Here is a 15188-nt window from a genome sequence, read left to right as displayed (position 1 = left end):
ATATAGGATTATTCCTACATATATCAGGGAATTTGACTACGGCAGGATTGGGTGTGTTGCTAGGAAGTGTGGGGTAGATGTGTTTAATCAAAAGTTTTAAGTTGTTTGGCAGGCGTGGTGGCGATATTTGTTAATGTTTCAGAATTGTTTGTCAGGCGATCTTGCAATATTACTTTGATCAAAAACCATTTGTGCAGCAAGCGTCTCAACCGGGCAGAACCTGTCCGGTTGAGACGTTCGGGTCAGTGGCTGGAGCGGCCGGTCATTTCCAGCGCCATGTCGCTGGCGTAGCTATCGGTCATGCCGGCGATGAAGTCGATCATGCGCAGAAACGACGCGTGCAGCGGGCCATGCGGATCAGGCGCGTTGTTGCCGAGCAAGTCGAGGATGCGCCGGCTCTTGAACGACGGCGTGCGACCGTTGTGCTGTTCGAGCGCCGCACCGCAAAACGCGTTGAGCAGGATTTCCAGGGTGGTGTAGGCACCGATTTCATGCAAGGTCTTGCGCTTGTCCTGGAAGATTTTCTTGCGGGCAATATCCTTGGCGTTCAACACGCAACGTTTGGCCGGGCCGTGCATGTGCTCGACCAGATCGCCGTGCAGGGTGCCGGCGAGCAGCGCCTCCTGTTGTTCGACGAATGCCCGTGCCGCCGCGTTGGTCAGGTGCTCGATGGCTTTGCCGCGCAGGATCGCCAGCTTGCGCCGCCGGGAGTCCTGCGGCCCGAGCTGACGATAGGTCTCAGGCAGGTCATCGCCGACCAGGCCGAGCAGCAGGGATTCGACCTCGGCGTAATCGAGCAGCTCCATCTCCAGACCGTCTTCCAGATCGATCAGCGCGTAGCAGATGTCGTCGGCGGCCTCCATCAGGTACACCAGCGGATGGCGCGCCCAGCGTTGGTCTTCCAGTTGCGGCAGACCGAGTTTGTGCGCGATCTGTTCGAGCAGCGGCAGTTCGCTCTGGTAGCAGCCGAACTTGTGCTTTTTATAGCCCAGTGAATCGGCGTGCCTCGCCGTCCACGGATACTTCAGATACGTGCCGAGGGTGGCGTAGGTCAGGCGGGTGCCGCCGTCGAACTGGTGATATTCCAGTTGCGTCAGTACCCGAAAACCCTGGGCATTCCCTTCGAAATTGAGGAAGTCACCGCGCTCGGCTTCGCTCATTGCATCCAGCCAGCCACGTCCGGCAGCCTGTTGGAACCAGTGACGAATGGCGTCTTCGCCGGAATGGCCGAACGGCGGATTTCCGATGTCGTGGGCCAGACAGGCTGATTGCACCACCATGCCCAGATCGCTGGGTTCGCACCAGTTGGGCAAGGCGCTGCGCAGGGTTTCGCCGACCCGCATGCCCAGCGAGCGACCGACACAACTGACTTCCAGCGAGTGGGTCAGGCGCGTGTGGATATGGTCGTTGCTCGACACCGGATGCACCTGGGTCTTGCGGCCCAGGCGGCGGAAGGCACCGGAGAAAATGATGCGGTCATGGTCTTTGTGGAAAGGGCTGCGGCCAAGTTCTTGCGGGCTGTGCAGCGGCTTTCCGAGGCGTTCGCGGTTGAGCAGGGTTTGCCAATCCAAGGCTGATTCTCTCCGTCTGGTGACTGATCGCCCTAGCTTCCGGGTTCAGCCCTGTACCTGCAAGCGGAACTACAACCCGGCGGCATCGATATCGATCAACAGCAGCCGTTCACCATTGTCGAAAAACTGTCCGGCGGTCAGGCAGTACTGGTTGCTCGTGGCATCGCGATAAGTGTTGGACAGCGTCAGTCGACGCTCTTCCCAGCCCTCGGCCAGCAGATGATAGAAGTACGGTCGCCACGACCAGTTGTGGCCCAGGTAACGGTTGTCGGCGACCCAGGCGTTTTGCCGCCACTCGAGGTTAGGGGTCAGTTGCGTGCCGTGACGGTCGCACTGATAGAAGCGCAGCAGCCAGGGAAAGGCGTCCAGTTGCGGCAGCGCACTGAGCGGCGCATGGGTTTGCGCCCAGGCTTGCAGGATCGCCATCAGTTCGCTGAGTTGCTGGCGCATCTGCATCAGTCGCCCGCGCTCGGCGAGTTTTTGCCCAACGTAACGCTGGCGCAGTTCGGCGAAACATTGCACGAATGCGTCTGCAGGAAAGAACGCCTCTTGGGCGCGGGCAAACAAAAATCCCTGCACGTAGCGTGAACCGCACTCCAGGGCAAAATTCAGCTGGGCTTCGGTCTCGACGCCCTCGGCGATGATCCAGCAACCGGTCTTTTCGGCCATCTGCGCCAGTGCTTTCACCACATCACTGCTGGGGCCGCCAAGGGCCGCCGCTTGAAACAGGCGCATGTCGAGTTTGAGGATGTCCGGTTGCAGGGCGAGCACCCGGTCGAGTTGCGAATAGCCGGCGCCAAAATCATCGATGGCGATCCTGGCACCGACCTCGCGATAACGCGCGACCACTTCGGCCAGGCGTTGGCTGTTGCCGCCCAGTTCAGTGATCTCGAAGACGATGCGTTGCGGATCGATACCGTGTCGCGCCAGTTGTTTGAGGCTGGGCAGCGCCTGATCTGGACGCAGGCGACTGATCCAGCGGGGCGACATGTTCAGGCTGAGGAACCAGTCTGCCGGGGCTTCGTGCAGACGGCTCAAGGCGTTGTCGCGGATCTGCCGGTCGAGGCGGCGCAGGGCGATGGCAGGTGTGCGGGGGTCGGAAAACAGCGGCCCGACCGAGGTCAGTTGCCCATCAGCCTGACGCAGGCGGCCTAATGCTTCGATGCCGGCAATAAGTCCCGTGGCAGTATCGATGAAGGGCTGAAAGCAGGCGAGCGGTTGCCCGTCGATCACGGGGCCTCCTTGGTTCTTGTTCTGGCTGAGCCCCGCCGACCGGGTAGGCAGGCGGGATTGAACCTCTGGATAAAGAGGTTCATCCCGGCGACGTTGCAAGAATGTAGCCAGTTGTATCAGCTCAGCGCTTGCTGGAACTCTGCATGACAAGTTTGATCAGCGGCCCAAGGGTGGTGCCGAGACGAATCAGACGGGTCAGTCCGCCGACGCCGCCGCTCTTCGCGCCTTTGCCGGTCAGAAATCCCAGCAGGGTGACAGCCCCCACGCCCCACAAAGGCGCGTGTTTGATGCCGAAACCGTTGTGCAGGTTTTGCGTCATGCCGCGCATGCGCTGCAAGGGTTGCAGCACCTGCCCGGCTTCATGACGGATTTCCTGTCGATGCATTTCCATGCGCAAGCGAATCAGCGCCTTGCGCATTTCCCGGCGTGAACCGTTATGAGGAAGTTCGGGCAGGCTCATGGCAGCAGACGCTCCCGGTCGTTGGCCAATTCTTCCAGGGTGCCGTGGAAGGGCGAGGATTCATCGAAGATCGCAGCCTTGAGGCGCAGTCCGCAGAAGATCGAAGCCAGGGTGTAAAAAACGCACAAGCCGATGATCGCGGCCAGGCGGTAAGTGTCCCAGAACACGATCATCACCAATGTCGACAATCCCACCAGCAACAGCAGGGCGAAAACCAAGGCCAGACCGGCGAACAGCAACAGGCTGACCGTCCGTGATTTCTGCTCCTGCAACTCGATGCCGAACAGTTCGACATGGCTGTGGAGCAGACCAAGGACAGCGGCGCCCAAGCGTCGTGTGGAAGAGGCGGTGCCCGCAGTCGGGCCGGATTCACCGATCGACATGATCAGCGCCGAGTGGCCAGCAGGCCAATCAGAAAGCCGACGCCGGCGGCGATGCCGACGGACTGCCATGGGTTGGCCGACACATAATCCTCGGTGGCGTTGACCGCTGCCTGTCCGCGTTCGCGCAAGCTGTCTTCGGTCAGCTTCAGGGTTTCCCGCGCGCGCAACAGACTGTCGTGAATCTGTTCGCGCAGTTCATCGGCCTGATCGCCGGCCAGGGTGGCGGTGTGCTCGAGCAACCGTTCGGTGTCGGCGACCAGTGTCTGGAAGTCGTTCATCAGGATTTCTTGAGCAGTCTTTGCCTTGATGCTGGCCATGCGTGGATCTCCGTAAGTGGCGTCTGAAGCGTTCGAGTATGAGCCTTGCGCGAAGGTTCAGTGGAAATGACTGGTACGTCTTTTGCTGTGTCGTGGTGCGTCGCCTGGCTGTTGTGCGCTTTTGCCGGGCAGGCATGCAGGAAAACCTTAACTCAAATATTCCCGGTTCGTGTCAGGCCATCGACCTTGTGCGCCAAAGCGGTTCAACGGACAGTCAGATCCGTGACAGCGTGGTCGCAACTTGGTGCATGAAATGGCTGCATGAACCGCTTTGGTGCCATTTTTGGCCTTCAGGTCTGCCTCTTTATGGAAAATCTGCAAAGCGCTGTGGACACGCTGGTTCACAGCTCCAATACGTTGTTCATTCTGATCGGTGCAGTGATGGTGCTGGCGATGCACGCCGGTTTCGCCTTTCTGGAAGTCGGTACGGTTCGCCAGAAAAACCAGGTCAACGCGCTGTCGAAAATTCTCAGTGATTTCGCCGTCTCCACACTGGCCTATTTCTTTATAGGCTATTGGATCTCTTACGGCGTGACCTTCATGCAACCGGCGGCGGTGTTGAGTGCCGATCATGGTTACGGTCTGGTGAAATTTTTCTTTCTGCTGACCTTCGCCGCCGCCATCCCGGCGATCATCTCCGGCGGCATTGCCGAGCGGGCGCGCTTCGTCCCGCAGTTGTGCGCGACGGCGTTGATCGTGGCCTTCATCTACCCGTTTTTCGAAGGCATGATCTGGAACGGCAACTACGGTTTGCAAGCCTGGCTGGCGACTACCTTCGGGGCCTCGTTCCATGATTTCGCCGGGTCTGTGGTCGTGCACGCCATGGGCGGCTGGCTGGCGCTGGCCGCGGTGTTGCTGCTCGGCCCGCGCAATGGCCGTTATCGCGACGGGCGTCTGGTGGCTTTCGCGCCGTCGAGCATCCCGTTTCTGGCCTTGGGTTCGTGGATTCTGATTGTGGGCTGGTTCGGCTTCAACGTGATGAGCGCTCAGACGCTGCAAGGCGTCAGTGGCCTGGTGGCGGTCAACTCGTTGATGGCGATGGTCGGCGGCACAGTGGCGGCATTGATCGTCGGCCGCAATGACCCGGGCTTTCTGCACAACGGCCCGTTGGCCGGGTTGGTGGCGGTGTGCGCGGGTTCGGACCTGATGCATCCGGTCGGCGCCTTGGTCACTGGCGCGATTGCCGGCGCACTGTTTGTCTGGTGTTTCACCGCTGCGCAAGTGAAGTGGCGAATCGACGACGTGCTGGGCGTCTGGCCGCTGCACGGTTTGTGCGGTGTATGGGGCGGGATTGCCTGCGGGATCTTCGGCCAGACCGCGCTCGGCGGCATCGGTGGCGTCAGCCTGATCAGCCAGTTGATCGGCACGGCGCTCGGCGTCATGGTGGCGCTGATCGGTGGCCTGGTTGTTTACGGCGCGATCAAGGCACTGCACGGGCTGCGCCTGAGTCAGGAACAGGAGTATTACGGCGCGGATCTGTCGCTGCATAAAATCGGCGCAGTGAGTCAGGATTAACTCTCGACATCGTCGGACCCGGGATAAAAACCGTGCAGCAATCGATATCGGTCGATGCGCACCTGATCGATATTGGCCTGCACCTGATGTGCCGGCAGACCGACCATGATCAACGCGTGCGAGGCGAGCATCAGGCTCGACTCCAACAGTTCCGGCACCACTTCGGTGGCGCCGGCGGCCTTCAGTTCGGCCCATTGGCTATCGTCGCGGGTGCGCACCAGAATCGGTATATGTGTGTTGAGTCGGCGCGCTTGCTCGAGAATGCGCAGGGCGACATCACTCTGATCAACGGCGATCACCAATAACCTCGCACGCATCAGGCCGATAGCCGTCAACAGGTCGGCCCGTGATGAATCGCCGTAATGCACGTCACTTTCGCCGGACAAGGCCTCCTGTACCCGCATCGGGTCGTTGTCCAGCGCAATGAAGGGCTGGCCTGCATTACGCATGAAGCGCCCGATGGACTGGCCGACGCGACCGTATCCGCAGATCACCACATGCTTGTCGAGGCCGGCGTTGAGCGCGCTGATTTGTTCGATCTGCGCCTCCTGATTGGGTTTGCGGTGCAGGCCAGCGGCGATGCGTGGCGCGGCACGCAACAACAGCGGCGTCAGCAGCATCGAGCAGAAGGTCGCTGCGAGCAACAGCGCGCCCAACTCGGCAGGCAGCAGGCTGTTTTGCTGCATCTGCGCCATCAGCGCGAAGCAGAACTCACCACCCTGCGCCAGGGCCAGACCGCTGCGCCATGCCGTTTCGCTGTCACTGCCGCGCCATTTCACCAGCAGCGCCAGCACGATGCCCTTGATCAGCATCAGTCCAATGGTGAGGCCAAAGATCAGCAGGCTGTGACTGACGAACAGTTGCAGGTCGATCAGCATGCCGATGCTGACGAAAAACACCCCCAGCAGAATGTCGCGGAAGGGCCGGATGTCGGCCTCGATCTGATGACGGTAGTGGCTCTCACCAAGCAGCATGCCGGCGAGAAATGCACCGAGTGCCGGGGACAGGCCGAGCAAGTGGGTCAGCCATGCGGTGAGCAGCACGATCACTAGCGCGAGCAGCACAAACAACTCGGCCGAACGCGAGGCCGCGACTTCATGGAACAAACGCGGCAATAGCCAGCGACTGGCGAGCAGCAGGCCGACAAAAAGCACCACGGTTTTCGCCAGGGTCAGGGGCAAGGCCCAATACCAGGCCTGGTCGCTACTGCCTGCGAACACGGGTACCAGCGTCAGCAGCAGCACCGCGACGACGTCCTGAAACAGCAGGACGCCGACGGCATTCTGACCGTGACTGCTGAACACTTCGCCGAGGCTGCCCAGTTCCTTGGTGACAATCGCCGTGGATGACAATGACAATCCGGCGCCGAGCAGCAGGGCCGGGGTCAGCGGCATGCCGAGCAGCACCAACAGCGAACCCAGCAGCGCGGTGGTGATCAGGACCTGCTGGCTGCCCAGGCGAAACACCACCTGACGCAGCGCAATCATCTTCGACAGGGAAAATTCCAGCCCCAGGGAAAACAGCAGGAATACCACCCCTAATTCTGCTACGTCAGGCAGGTGTTCACTTTCGTTGACCCAGTCGAATGCGCTCGGCCCGACCAGCAAGCCCACGCACAGATAACCCAGCACGGGCGGCAGCCGCAGGCGACGGAACAGGGCAATCATCACGAGGGATGAAGCGAGGATGATCAGCAGGTTGGCGAACACTGGACACTCCGGGGGCAGGCTCAGGCCTCTCAAGCGTAGAGGCAAAAACTCTGTGAGCATCGTGTAATTGGCATTTGTGTGCGCTGATTTGCATCAGGGTTTTACGTGCGAGTGGCTTGAGCCTTTGGGCGGGACGGGTCGACGGGTTTTCGGACGGGGCCTAGAATGGGCACACTTGTTTCTGGTTGAGCCATTATGCCTCCTGAATGTCAGTTGTTCGGCACCTTGGGGTGTCACCTGTGTGAAGTTGCGGAAGCCGAGCTGATGCCCCTTGTCGAGCATGGCCTGCTGGTGGAACTGGTCGATATCGCGGAGGACGAGCGCTGGTTCGAGGCTTACAGCCTGCGTATCCCGGTGCTGCGCCGCGTCGACACCGGGGCGGAACTGGACTGGCCGTTCAGTGCAGACGAGATCGTGGCATTTCTGGGTTGAAACCTGCTCCCGCTGGTCGTTGTTGCATATCCATCCCTTGGCAGTTTGCGGATTATTCGGTTACTGTATGTTCATACAGTAAATGCGTCAGAGGGATGAATCGTGGTCAATGTCGAACAATTGAAAAGCAGCGTAAACCGGATGTCGGTTGACGTGGTGCGCGAGGCCGTCCTCGAATTGCGCCTGGACGGCTTGGTCACGGAAGGCAAGACACCCTTCAACAAGCTGCATTTCAACACCTGTTTCGCCGAGATCGAGGCGTTGTTTCAGCGCGCCGGTTATCACAGGCAACTGGATGTGGTGGGTTATCAGGGCCTGCTGTACGCCTTGTACGATCCCGGGCGTTGGGAGGCCGTCGACGTATTGCGCTGGCTCAAGGAGTTCACTGAAGCGGCGGCGTTGAAATCCATTCCTGCCTGAGAAATCCGGGCTAGGTGCGTCTGCCTCAAGTGTTGGATAATGCCGGCCTCCCTCCAGGGTCTGAATTTTCGTATGTCCACACCTACATTCTCTGCTGCTCAGAACCAGGCCAGTACGCTTTATCTGCCTCCCGGTCATTGGCGGACGGTGCTCGATTGCCTCTGTGAGCATTTCAGTGCCATCGGCCGTGATCAGTGGCTTGATCGCATTGCGCGAGGGCGGGTGCTCGATGGTCAGGGACAGCCGATCACGCTTGATTTGCCTTACAAGGAAGGTCTGCGCATTCACTACTTTCGCGAAGTGCCGGACGAAAAACCGATTCCGGTGGTCGAGTCGATTCTCTACGCCGATGATCATCTGGTGGTGGCGGACAAGCCGCATTTCCTGCCGGTGACACCGGCCGGCGAGTATGTCGAGCAAACGCTGCTGCGGCGCTTGATCCGGCGTCTGGATAACCCGCATCTGGTGCCGCTGCACAGGATTGACCGGCATACTGCAGGGTTGGTGATCTTTTCGGCCAATCCGCAAACTCGCTCGGCGTACCAGTCCCTGTTTCCGACGCGGCAGATCGACAAACGCTACGAAGCCATTGCGCCGGCACTGCCGGAGCTGAATTTCCCGTTGGTGCACAAGAGTCGTCTGGTCGATGGCGAGCCATTCTTCCGGATGCAGGAAGGGCCGGGTGCAAGCAATACGGAAACGGCGGTGGAAGTGCGGGAGAAGAACGGTGATCTGTGGCGCTATGGTTTGTATCCGGTCACCGGCAAGAAGCATCAGTTGCGCGTGCACATGACCGCATTGGGCGCGAGCATCTGCAATGATCCGTTTTACCCGGATGTGCTCAAAGACGTCGAAGACGACTATGCCCATCCGTTGAAGCTGTTGGCGCAAGGCTTGCGATTTATCGACCCGGTGACCGGCGAAGAGCGCGAATTCGAGAGCCGGATCACGCTCCAGTGGTAACAGTGAGTCTGCTGTGCTGCGCTCATAAAAAAACCCGCAATCATGCGGGTTTTTTTATATCTGGTGTCGACCTCGAGCTTAGAGCTCTTTAACGGTACGAACCTGATCCTTGTTGATGCGGGTTTCTTTACCGTCGAGTTGCTGGAACTCGTAGAAGCCCGAATCGTCATCGTATTTCGGGGTGTCGACGGCCTGGATTTCGCGACCATCATTCAAGGTGATCACTGTTGGCGACGAGCAACCGGCGAGGGTAGCCAGGCCCAGTGCGAGCATGAAAGTGGCGAGGGTCCGTTGAGTCATGGGTGTGTCTCCGAATGGGAATTCTTTTGGTTACTGAGCTTGAGACGTATACAAGGCGTGAGAGTTCCTTGAGTGGTGTCAGTCTGACACAGTGTTGTGGGAATTTAACAGTTCGGGGGTATTGAGGTTGGCCAGTCGCGGATCGTTGTCCGGGCATTGCAGGGCCGTGGCGCCGAGGTTGCGCATCACCCGGCCGGGGCTGCGTTCACCGGCATTCCAGGCAGCTTCGAAGGCGGGCAAAAGGCTTGCAGGAATCACGCACAGCAGCGGTTCCCAATGCTCGTCATGCCACACCATTAAAGGTTTTTCAGAATTCAGATGGGCGCTTTCGCGCATGCTTTGCAGAAGCGCTGCGTCAATTCGCGGAACATCGCAGGGTAGAACCAGCAAGTGTGAGTGCCGCGCGGCCTTCAGCCCTGCAAGAATCCCGGCCAGCGGGCCTGGAAAACCCTCTTCGTCATCGCCGACCAGTTGATCGGCGAACGGCTCATAACGCTCGCGATTGCGATTGCACGAGATGATCAGATCATCCGTCAAGGGACGCACTTTGCGCTGCAAGTGAGCAATCAATGGTTCACCCAGCCACTCCACGAGGCCCTTGTCCTGACCGCCCATGCGTTGGCCGCGTCCGCCTGCCAGAAGCAGAATGGAGCAGGGGGGCAATTGCGTATTCAGGGACATATCGGCACTCCAGAAGGGCGGCGGAAAAATGGGGCGCTGTGATATAACACCGGGCTGTTTCTCCTACAACTGGACGAGCCTATGAAAGCCAAGGCTGATGTACCTTTCGTACCGCTGAATATTGCGGTGCTGACTGTCAGTGATACCCGCACCCTGGAAACCGATACCTCAGGCCAGGTCTTCGTCGACCGCCTGACCGCTGCCGGTCACCTGCTGGCCGAGCGGGTTCTGCTCAAAGATGACCTCTACAAAATTCGCGCGCAAGTCGCCAACTGGATTGCCGACGATGTCGTGCAGGTGGTGCTGATCACCGGCGGCACCGGTTTCACTGGGCGCGATAGCACGCCGGAAGCCGTGGCATGCCTGCTCGACAAGCAAGTCGATGGTTTTGGCGAGCTGTTTCGGCAGATATCGGTGGCCGATATCGGCACCTCGACCGTGCAGTCGCGCGCACTGGCCGGTCTGGCCAACGGTACGCTGGTGTGTTGCCTGCCGGGTTCGACCAACGCTGTGCGTACTGGTTGGGACGGCATTCTTGGTGAGCAACTGGACGCGCGTCACCGCCCGTGTAATTTCGTACCTCATCTGAAACAGGCGGCACCTTGTGAATCCCGTGGGTAAGCCGGGCAAGACCGGCAGCCTGATGCCGGTCGAGGCGGCTCTGGCGCGTCTGCTGGAGATGGCTGGACACACGCCGATTGTCGAACGTGAATATTTGCCTCTGGCCGATGTTCAAGGGCGCGTGCTTGCAGATGACCTGATTTCGACGCTCGACCTGCCGCCCTGGCCTAACAGCGCCATGGATGGCTATGCCCTGAACCTGGCCGACTGGACCGGGGAGCCATTGTCGGTCAGTCAAAAGGTGTTTGCCGGACAGGCGCCCGAGCCGTTGAAACCGGGTACCTGTGCGCGAATCTTCACCGGCGCGCCGGTACCGGCCGGTGCCGATTGTGTCGAGATGCAGGAAAACGCCGAAGTCGAGGCTGATGGCCGCGTGCGGTTCATCGAACCGATGAAGGCGGAACAGAATATCCGCCCTAAAGGGCAGGAAACCACGGCGGGGGAATTGATTCTTCAGGCCGGAACCCGGCTCGGGCCAATCGAACAAGGCCTGTCTGCTTCCTTGGGTTGCGCCGGTCTGAACGTGGTGCGCAAGGTGCGCGTGGCGGTGCTTTCCACCGGTGACGAGCTGGTCGAGCCCGGCCATGCATTGGGGCCGGGGCAAATCTACAACAGCAATCGCGTGGTGCTTTGCAGCTGGTTGCAGCGTCTTGGCTGTGACGTGGTCGATGCCGGCATTCTTCCTGATGACCTGGCCCTGACCCGTGCCCGCCTGGGTGAATTGCAGAATGTTGATCTGATTCTGTCCACGGGTGGCGTTTCGGTCGGGGAAGCTGACTTCCTCGGTATTGCCTTGAGGGAAGAGGGTGAACTGGCGTTGTGGAAGCTGGCGATCAAACCAGGAAAACCGCTGACGGTCGGGCATTTCCGCAATGTCCCGGTTATCGGTTTGCCAGGCAACCCCGCCTCGACGCTGGTGACCTTTGCCTTGCTGGCTCGCCCGTATCTATTGCGCCGTCAGGGCGTGAAGGATGTTGAACCGCTGAAGTTTCCAGTGCCGGCAGGTTTCGACTGGCCGCAGCCGGGCACTCGGCGTGAGTACCTTCGCGGGCGTTTGGAGCAGGGGCGAGCGGTCATTTACCGCAATCAAAGTTCTGGTGTCCTGCGCAGCGCGGCCTGGGCTGATGGCTTGGTTGAAGTAATGGAAGGAGGAACGCTGACAGCGGGAGATGAAGTGTTTTTCATCCCTCTGAGTGATCTTTTGGGCTGAAGAGGCCCAGCGGGAGTGCAGGTGGGCCGGAAACGGCCGCAGCCTGCACTCCGGTAATCACCCGAGCAAGGTAACGAGTTGGTCGAATCGGCTGTTGCCTACCCATCCGAGCAAGCCGAGTACCACGACAGTAGCGCCTGCCGTATAGGCAAGGCGATGCCTGATCGATTTCACGTCACCCCTGACTTCTTCCAGGTCGCGTCGAATGTACTTGAGGTGAGTCTCAAGTTCGGCAAAACGAGGTTCCATATCGACTTCTCCAGGAGGGGGGGTGGTGCTTCTGATCTCGGCCTTTTTCGGGACGTAACTTTTGCTGCCAGGCGCAACCGGACTCACTGATTTTCTGGCGTCAGCGCTTTGCATGAAAACATCCGCCTGCCGGTTCGAATCGGAGATTGCAGCCAGTACGCTCATTCAGCCTGTTGGGCGTCGTAAGGGTGTATCCACTCATTACATGCACATCCTTGTGTAGTGTCGGTTGAACATTTGATACCGCCAACACAAGGTGAACTACAGGCAAAGTGCGGTCAATTAGGCCATTTCCTTATGTTTTGTAAGAATAAATACCGCTGTGTAGGACGCTTCGGCTCGGTGGCATGAATTAATTAGCCTTTCTACGGCTTTTTTGTGCGCTTGAGTGGTCAAGATATTTCATAACCAAATCATTGTCGGAGTGACTTTAATGAGTGAGCAAAGGGCGCTATTGATTCTGCATGGCAAGCAGGCACTCAACGAGTCGGTTCGTGCAGCGGTCGAGGCCAAGCGCGAGAAAGGCTGGCAACTGGCTGTTCGTTTGACCTGGGAAGCGGGCGACGCCCAGCGTCTGGTCGAAGAGGCGCTGGCTGACGGGCATACGCGGATCATTGCCGGTGGTGGCGACGGCACCTTGCGCGATATTGCCGAAGCGATGGCGCAGCATCCGCACAAGGCCAGTCTGGTGCTCATGCCATTGGGCACGGCCAATGATTTTTGTCACGCGGCAGGCATCCCGCTGGAGCCGGCGGAAGCACTCGACCTGCTTGATGTTCCGCCTTCGGATATCGACCTGGGTGAAGTGGGCGGGCAGATTTTCCTCAATATGGCCACCGGCGGTTTTGGCAGTCAGGTCACCGCCAACACCTCGGAAGACCTGAAAAAGGTCTTGGGTGGCGCAGCGTATCTGTTCACCGGATTGTCGCGATTCAGCGAACTGCATGCCGCCTACGGCGAGCTGCAGGGCCCGGACTTCCATTGGCAGGGTGAGTTGCTGGCCCTGGGCATCGGCAATGGTCGACAGGCCGGCGGCGGACATGTGCTGTGTCCGCAGGCGCAGGTGGATGACGGCTTGCTGGATATCAGTATCCTGCCGGCCCCGCAGGAGCTGGTCGGTACCTTGAAAAACCTGCTCAGTGACGGGTTCGGTCTCGACAATATGTTCGTCCGGACCCGCTTGCCGTGGGTCGAAATCAAGGTGGCGGAGGGGCTTTACATCAATCTTGACGGTGAGCCGCTGGAAGGCGACAACATGCGTTTTGCTGCACGTCCTGGGGCGTTGCAGGTGCATTTGCCGAAAGACTCACCGCTGTTGAGCGGTAAGCGCTCGGTCAATCATCAAGGCTGATGATTTGCTCGCGCACGGCGAACAGCACCAGGCCTGCCACATCGTAAATTTGCAGGCGCTTCATGATTTGTGATCGGTGGGTCTCGACAGTCTTGATGCTCAGGCCCAGGCCGTTGGCGATTTCCCGAGTGGACTTGCCCCGCACGATCAGGCGCAGGATTTCCAGCTGGCGCGCCGTCAGGTTATGCGAGTCGGCCACTTCCGGCTGCTGCTTCTGATTGCGCGTCAGTGCCTGGTTGATCACGGTGTGGGCGATGGCCGGGCTCAAGTAGCGTTCGTTGTTGCGCAACGCTTCAAGGGCATGTTCCAGCTCGGTGGCGGTGGTGTCCTTGAGCAGGTAGCCATGCGCGCCGGATTCCAGCGCCTGCATGATCAGTACGGGGTCGGTGTGCATCGACAGGATCAGCACCTTGCTCTGCGGACGTACACGCTTGAGCCGTTGCAGGGCTTCCAGGCCACCGGTTTCCTTCATGGAAATATCCAGAAGCACGATATCGGGACGCAGTTGCTCGACCATTTCGAGCAACTGCGAGCCATCATTGGCTTCACCAATGACCGCGTATCCAGGAATATCCAGTACCAGAGCGCGCACGCCGGCCCTGATCAGCGAGTGGTCATCCACCAGAAGTAAGTTACAAGTCAACGCAGAACCTTATTCGTACTGGCCCGCTCGAGTGCCCGGGGCGCCCAGGGGAAAAGTGCTTCGATTTGAGTGCCATTGCCCGGCTCACTGGTGACGCTCAGGGTGCCGCCCAGTTGCTCGATCCGTTCGGCCATCCCGGCCATGCCCCGTTGTCCTTCCCTTCCGGGATTGGCGGCGGGCGCAAATCCGAGTCCATCATCAGTGATCATCAGCGTCAGGCCTTGCGGCAGCCGTTGCACGCGGATCAGCAGGTTCTTCGCCTGTGCATGGCGCAGGATATTGGTCACGGCTTCCTGGGCAATGCGAAACGCGGCGACCGCCATTTCTTCCGGAATACCGTTCAGGCGCTGCTGGCAATCGAGGCTCCAGTTCACCGACGTGTTGGCCAGGGTCTTGAGCAGGTGAGCCCGCAGGCTGGCTTCGAGGCCGAGGCTGGTCAACTGTCTTGGGTTGAGGATTGCCGAGACGTCGCGCACCTTGTTGAGGGTTTCTTCGAGGGTTTCGCAGAGCGTCGCGCAATGTTCCTGCAGGTCATCCGGCAGGCGCCGCTTGAGCCATTCACTTTGCAGTTTGGCGGCTGTCAGCAACTGGCCGATGTCATCGTGCAGCTCACGGCTGAGGCGATGGCGTTCGTTTTCCTGGACTTCCAGCAGGCGGTCAGCGAGTTCCTGTGGCTGGAACTTGATCGATTTGCGTGACAGCCGATATTGCACCCAGACACACGCGGTAGCGGCGAAGTTGAGCAGCAACAGTCCCAGGCACAAAGGCAGGGAAAAACTGTAGGTGAACGCACTGCCAAGTGCCGCGAGGACACACATGATGAGTGTGAACCGGCGGGCATTTTCCCGGGAGGGCGGCCATGTGGTGATTGACTTGAGGCTGGCGTACATAACGGATGGAGCCAATGGATGTTCGCTGCGGGTAAACCGGCCGGTGCCTGGCGGGTCTCTGTCTGGAAATGCTGTCAAATATGGTTTTGAATTCAACGCGATTCAATGTTCGTTATAGCGCGGCAACTTGAGTGAGCGGCGAACGCTGAAAGCGTGGTGCCATTATTTGATGGCAACTTATGGGCGGCATAATACCACTTAAGCTACCGTTGGTCGCGTTTGCTATATATGTCCAGTGGG

The 15188-nt window shown here is 59.4% G+C and carries 18 protein-coding genes; 7 read left to right on the top strand and 11 right to left on the bottom strand.

Annotated elements, in window-relative coordinates:
* Positions 1 to 242: 242 nt before the first annotated feature.
* The 5 genes from AACY19_RS25115 to AACY19_RS25095 form a co-directional block, all read right to left on the bottom strand.
* Positions 243 to 1571: a deoxyguanosinetriphosphate triphosphohydrolase gene (locus tag AACY19_RS25115; protein WP_339454258.1), complete on the bottom strand. Its 1329-nt coding sequence runs from the start codon at positions 1569 to 1571 to the stop codon at positions 243 to 245.
* Positions 1572 to 1640: 69 nt separating this feature from the next.
* On the bottom strand, positions 1641 to 2804 hold the full coding sequence (locus AACY19_RS25110) for an EAL domain-containing protein (RefSeq protein ID WP_339454257.1): 1164 nt from the start codon (positions 2802 to 2804) through the stop codon (positions 1641 to 1643).
* A gap of 121 nt (positions 2805 to 2925) precedes the next feature.
* The gene (locus tag AACY19_RS25105) at positions 2926 to 3264 is read right to left on the bottom strand and encodes a hypothetical protein (protein ID WP_339454256.1); all 339 of its coding nucleotides are present in this window, start codon (positions 3262 to 3264) and stop codon (positions 2926 to 2928) included.
* Complete coding sequence (locus AACY19_RS25100; RefSeq protein ID WP_016985474.1) at positions 3261 to 3647, bottom strand: phage holin family protein; 387 nt, start codon at positions 3645 to 3647, stop codon at positions 3261 to 3263. Before AACY19_RS25100 ends, AACY19_RS25105 begins: the two co-directional genes overlap by 4 nt.
* 2 nt (positions 3648 to 3649) lie before the next feature.
* Positions 3650 to 3964, bottom strand: coding sequence for a DUF883 family protein (locus AACY19_RS25095; protein WP_339454255.1), 315 nt, complete (start codon positions 3962 to 3964; stop codon positions 3650 to 3652).
* 306 nt (positions 3965 to 4270) lie between these two features.
* On the opposite strand from AACY19_RS25095, the gene AACY19_RS25090 reads away from it, so the two are divergent.
* Complete coding sequence (locus AACY19_RS25090) at positions 4271 to 5479, top strand: ammonium transporter (protein ID WP_339454254.1); 1209 nt, start codon at positions 4271 to 4273, stop codon at positions 5477 to 5479.
* On the opposite strand, the gene AACY19_RS25085 is transcribed toward AACY19_RS25090, so the two are convergent.
* Positions 5476 to 7188: a cation:proton antiporter gene (locus tag AACY19_RS25085; protein WP_339454253.1), complete on the bottom strand. Its 1713-nt coding sequence runs from the start codon at positions 7186 to 7188 to the stop codon at positions 5476 to 5478. The genes AACY19_RS25090 and AACY19_RS25085 overlap by 4 nt on opposite strands.
* Before the next feature lie 195 nt (positions 7189 to 7383).
* Here AACY19_RS25085 and AACY19_RS25080 point away from each other — a divergent pair, with 195 nt between their 5' ends.
* The 3 genes from AACY19_RS25080 (at position 7384) to AACY19_RS25070 (ending at position 9003) form a co-directional block, all read left to right on the top strand.
* Entirely contained in the window at positions 7384 to 7620 is a 237-nt protein-coding gene (locus tag AACY19_RS25080) for a glutaredoxin family protein (RefSeq protein ID WP_339454252.1), read from the top strand.
* 102 nt (positions 7621 to 7722) lie between these two features.
* Positions 7723 to 8040 carry a transcriptional regulator gene (locus AACY19_RS25075; protein WP_339454251.1) on the top strand — a complete coding sequence of 106 codons (318 nt, stop codon included), beginning with the start codon at positions 7723 to 7725 and terminating at the stop codon, positions 8038 to 8040.
* 72 nt (positions 8041 to 8112) lie between these two features.
* Positions 8113 to 9003 carry a pseudouridine synthase gene (locus AACY19_RS25070; protein ID WP_339454250.1) on the top strand — a complete coding sequence of 297 codons (891 nt, stop codon included), beginning with the start codon at positions 8113 to 8115 and terminating at the stop codon, positions 9001 to 9003.
* A gap of 78 nt (positions 9004 to 9081) precedes the next feature.
* Here AACY19_RS25070 and AACY19_RS25065 read toward each other — a convergent pair whose 3' ends face one another.
* Together AACY19_RS25065 and mobA are read right to left on the bottom strand one after the other, a co-directional pair.
* Complete coding sequence (locus tag AACY19_RS25065) at positions 9082 to 9303, bottom strand: YgdI/YgdR family lipoprotein (protein WP_016770600.1); 222 nt, start codon at positions 9301 to 9303, stop codon at positions 9082 to 9084.
* A gap of 78 nt (positions 9304 to 9381) precedes the next feature.
* Positions 9382 to 9984, bottom strand: a complete 603-nt coding sequence (gene mobA / locus AACY19_RS25060) for a molybdenum cofactor guanylyltransferase MobA (protein WP_339454249.1) — start codon at positions 9982 to 9984, stop codon at positions 9382 to 9384.
* Between the two features lie 81 nt (positions 9985 to 10065).
* Between mobA and moaB the strand changes: the two genes are divergently transcribed.
* A complete protein-coding gene (gene moaB, locus AACY19_RS25055) occupies positions 10066 to 10605 on the top strand; it encodes a molybdenum cofactor biosynthesis protein B (RefSeq protein WP_339454248.1) in 540 nt (179 codons plus the stop codon).
* Positions 10589 to 11815: a molybdopterin molybdotransferase MoeA gene (locus tag AACY19_RS25050; RefSeq protein ID WP_339454247.1), complete on the top strand. Its 1227-nt coding sequence runs from the start codon at positions 10589 to 10591 to the stop codon at positions 11813 to 11815. The genes moaB and AACY19_RS25050 overlap by 17 nt, the downstream gene beginning before the upstream one ends.
* 57 nt (positions 11816 to 11872) lie before the next feature.
* Here AACY19_RS25050 and AACY19_RS25045 read toward each other — a convergent pair whose 3' ends face one another.
* The gene (locus AACY19_RS25045) at positions 11873 to 12178 is read right to left on the bottom strand and encodes a hypothetical protein (protein WP_339454269.1); all 306 of its coding nucleotides are present in this window, start codon (positions 12176 to 12178) and stop codon (positions 11873 to 11875) included.
* A gap of 319 nt (positions 12179 to 12497) precedes the next feature.
* On the opposite strand from AACY19_RS25045, the gene yegS reads away from it, so the two are divergent.
* Complete coding sequence (gene yegS, locus AACY19_RS25040; protein ID WP_339454246.1) at positions 12498 to 13415, top strand: lipid kinase YegS; 918 nt, start codon at positions 12498 to 12500, stop codon at positions 13413 to 13415.
* Here the strand turns inward: yegS and AACY19_RS25035 are convergent.
* Together AACY19_RS25035 and AACY19_RS25030 are read right to left on the bottom strand one after the other, a co-directional pair.
* On the bottom strand, positions 13399 to 14058 hold the full coding sequence (locus tag AACY19_RS25035) for a response regulator transcription factor (protein ID WP_339454245.1): 660 nt from the start codon (positions 14056 to 14058) through the stop codon (positions 13399 to 13401). The two genes, yegS and AACY19_RS25035, sit on opposite strands and share 17 nt — an antisense overlap.
* Entirely contained in the window at positions 14055 to 14948 is an 894-nt protein-coding gene (locus AACY19_RS25030; protein WP_339454268.1) for a sensor histidine kinase, read from the bottom strand. Before AACY19_RS25030 ends, AACY19_RS25035 begins: the two co-directional genes overlap by 4 nt.
* Between the last annotated feature and the right edge of the window lie 240 nt (positions 14949 to 15188).

It is taken from the genome of Pseudomonas sp. EA_5y_Pfl2_R50 (assembly GCF_963970475.1).
GTDB lineage: Bacteria > Pseudomonadota > Gammaproteobacteria > Pseudomonadales > Pseudomonadaceae > Aquipseudomonas.
Note: the sequence above shows the minus strand (reverse complement) of the source record. Positions and strands in the feature narration are given on the sequence as shown.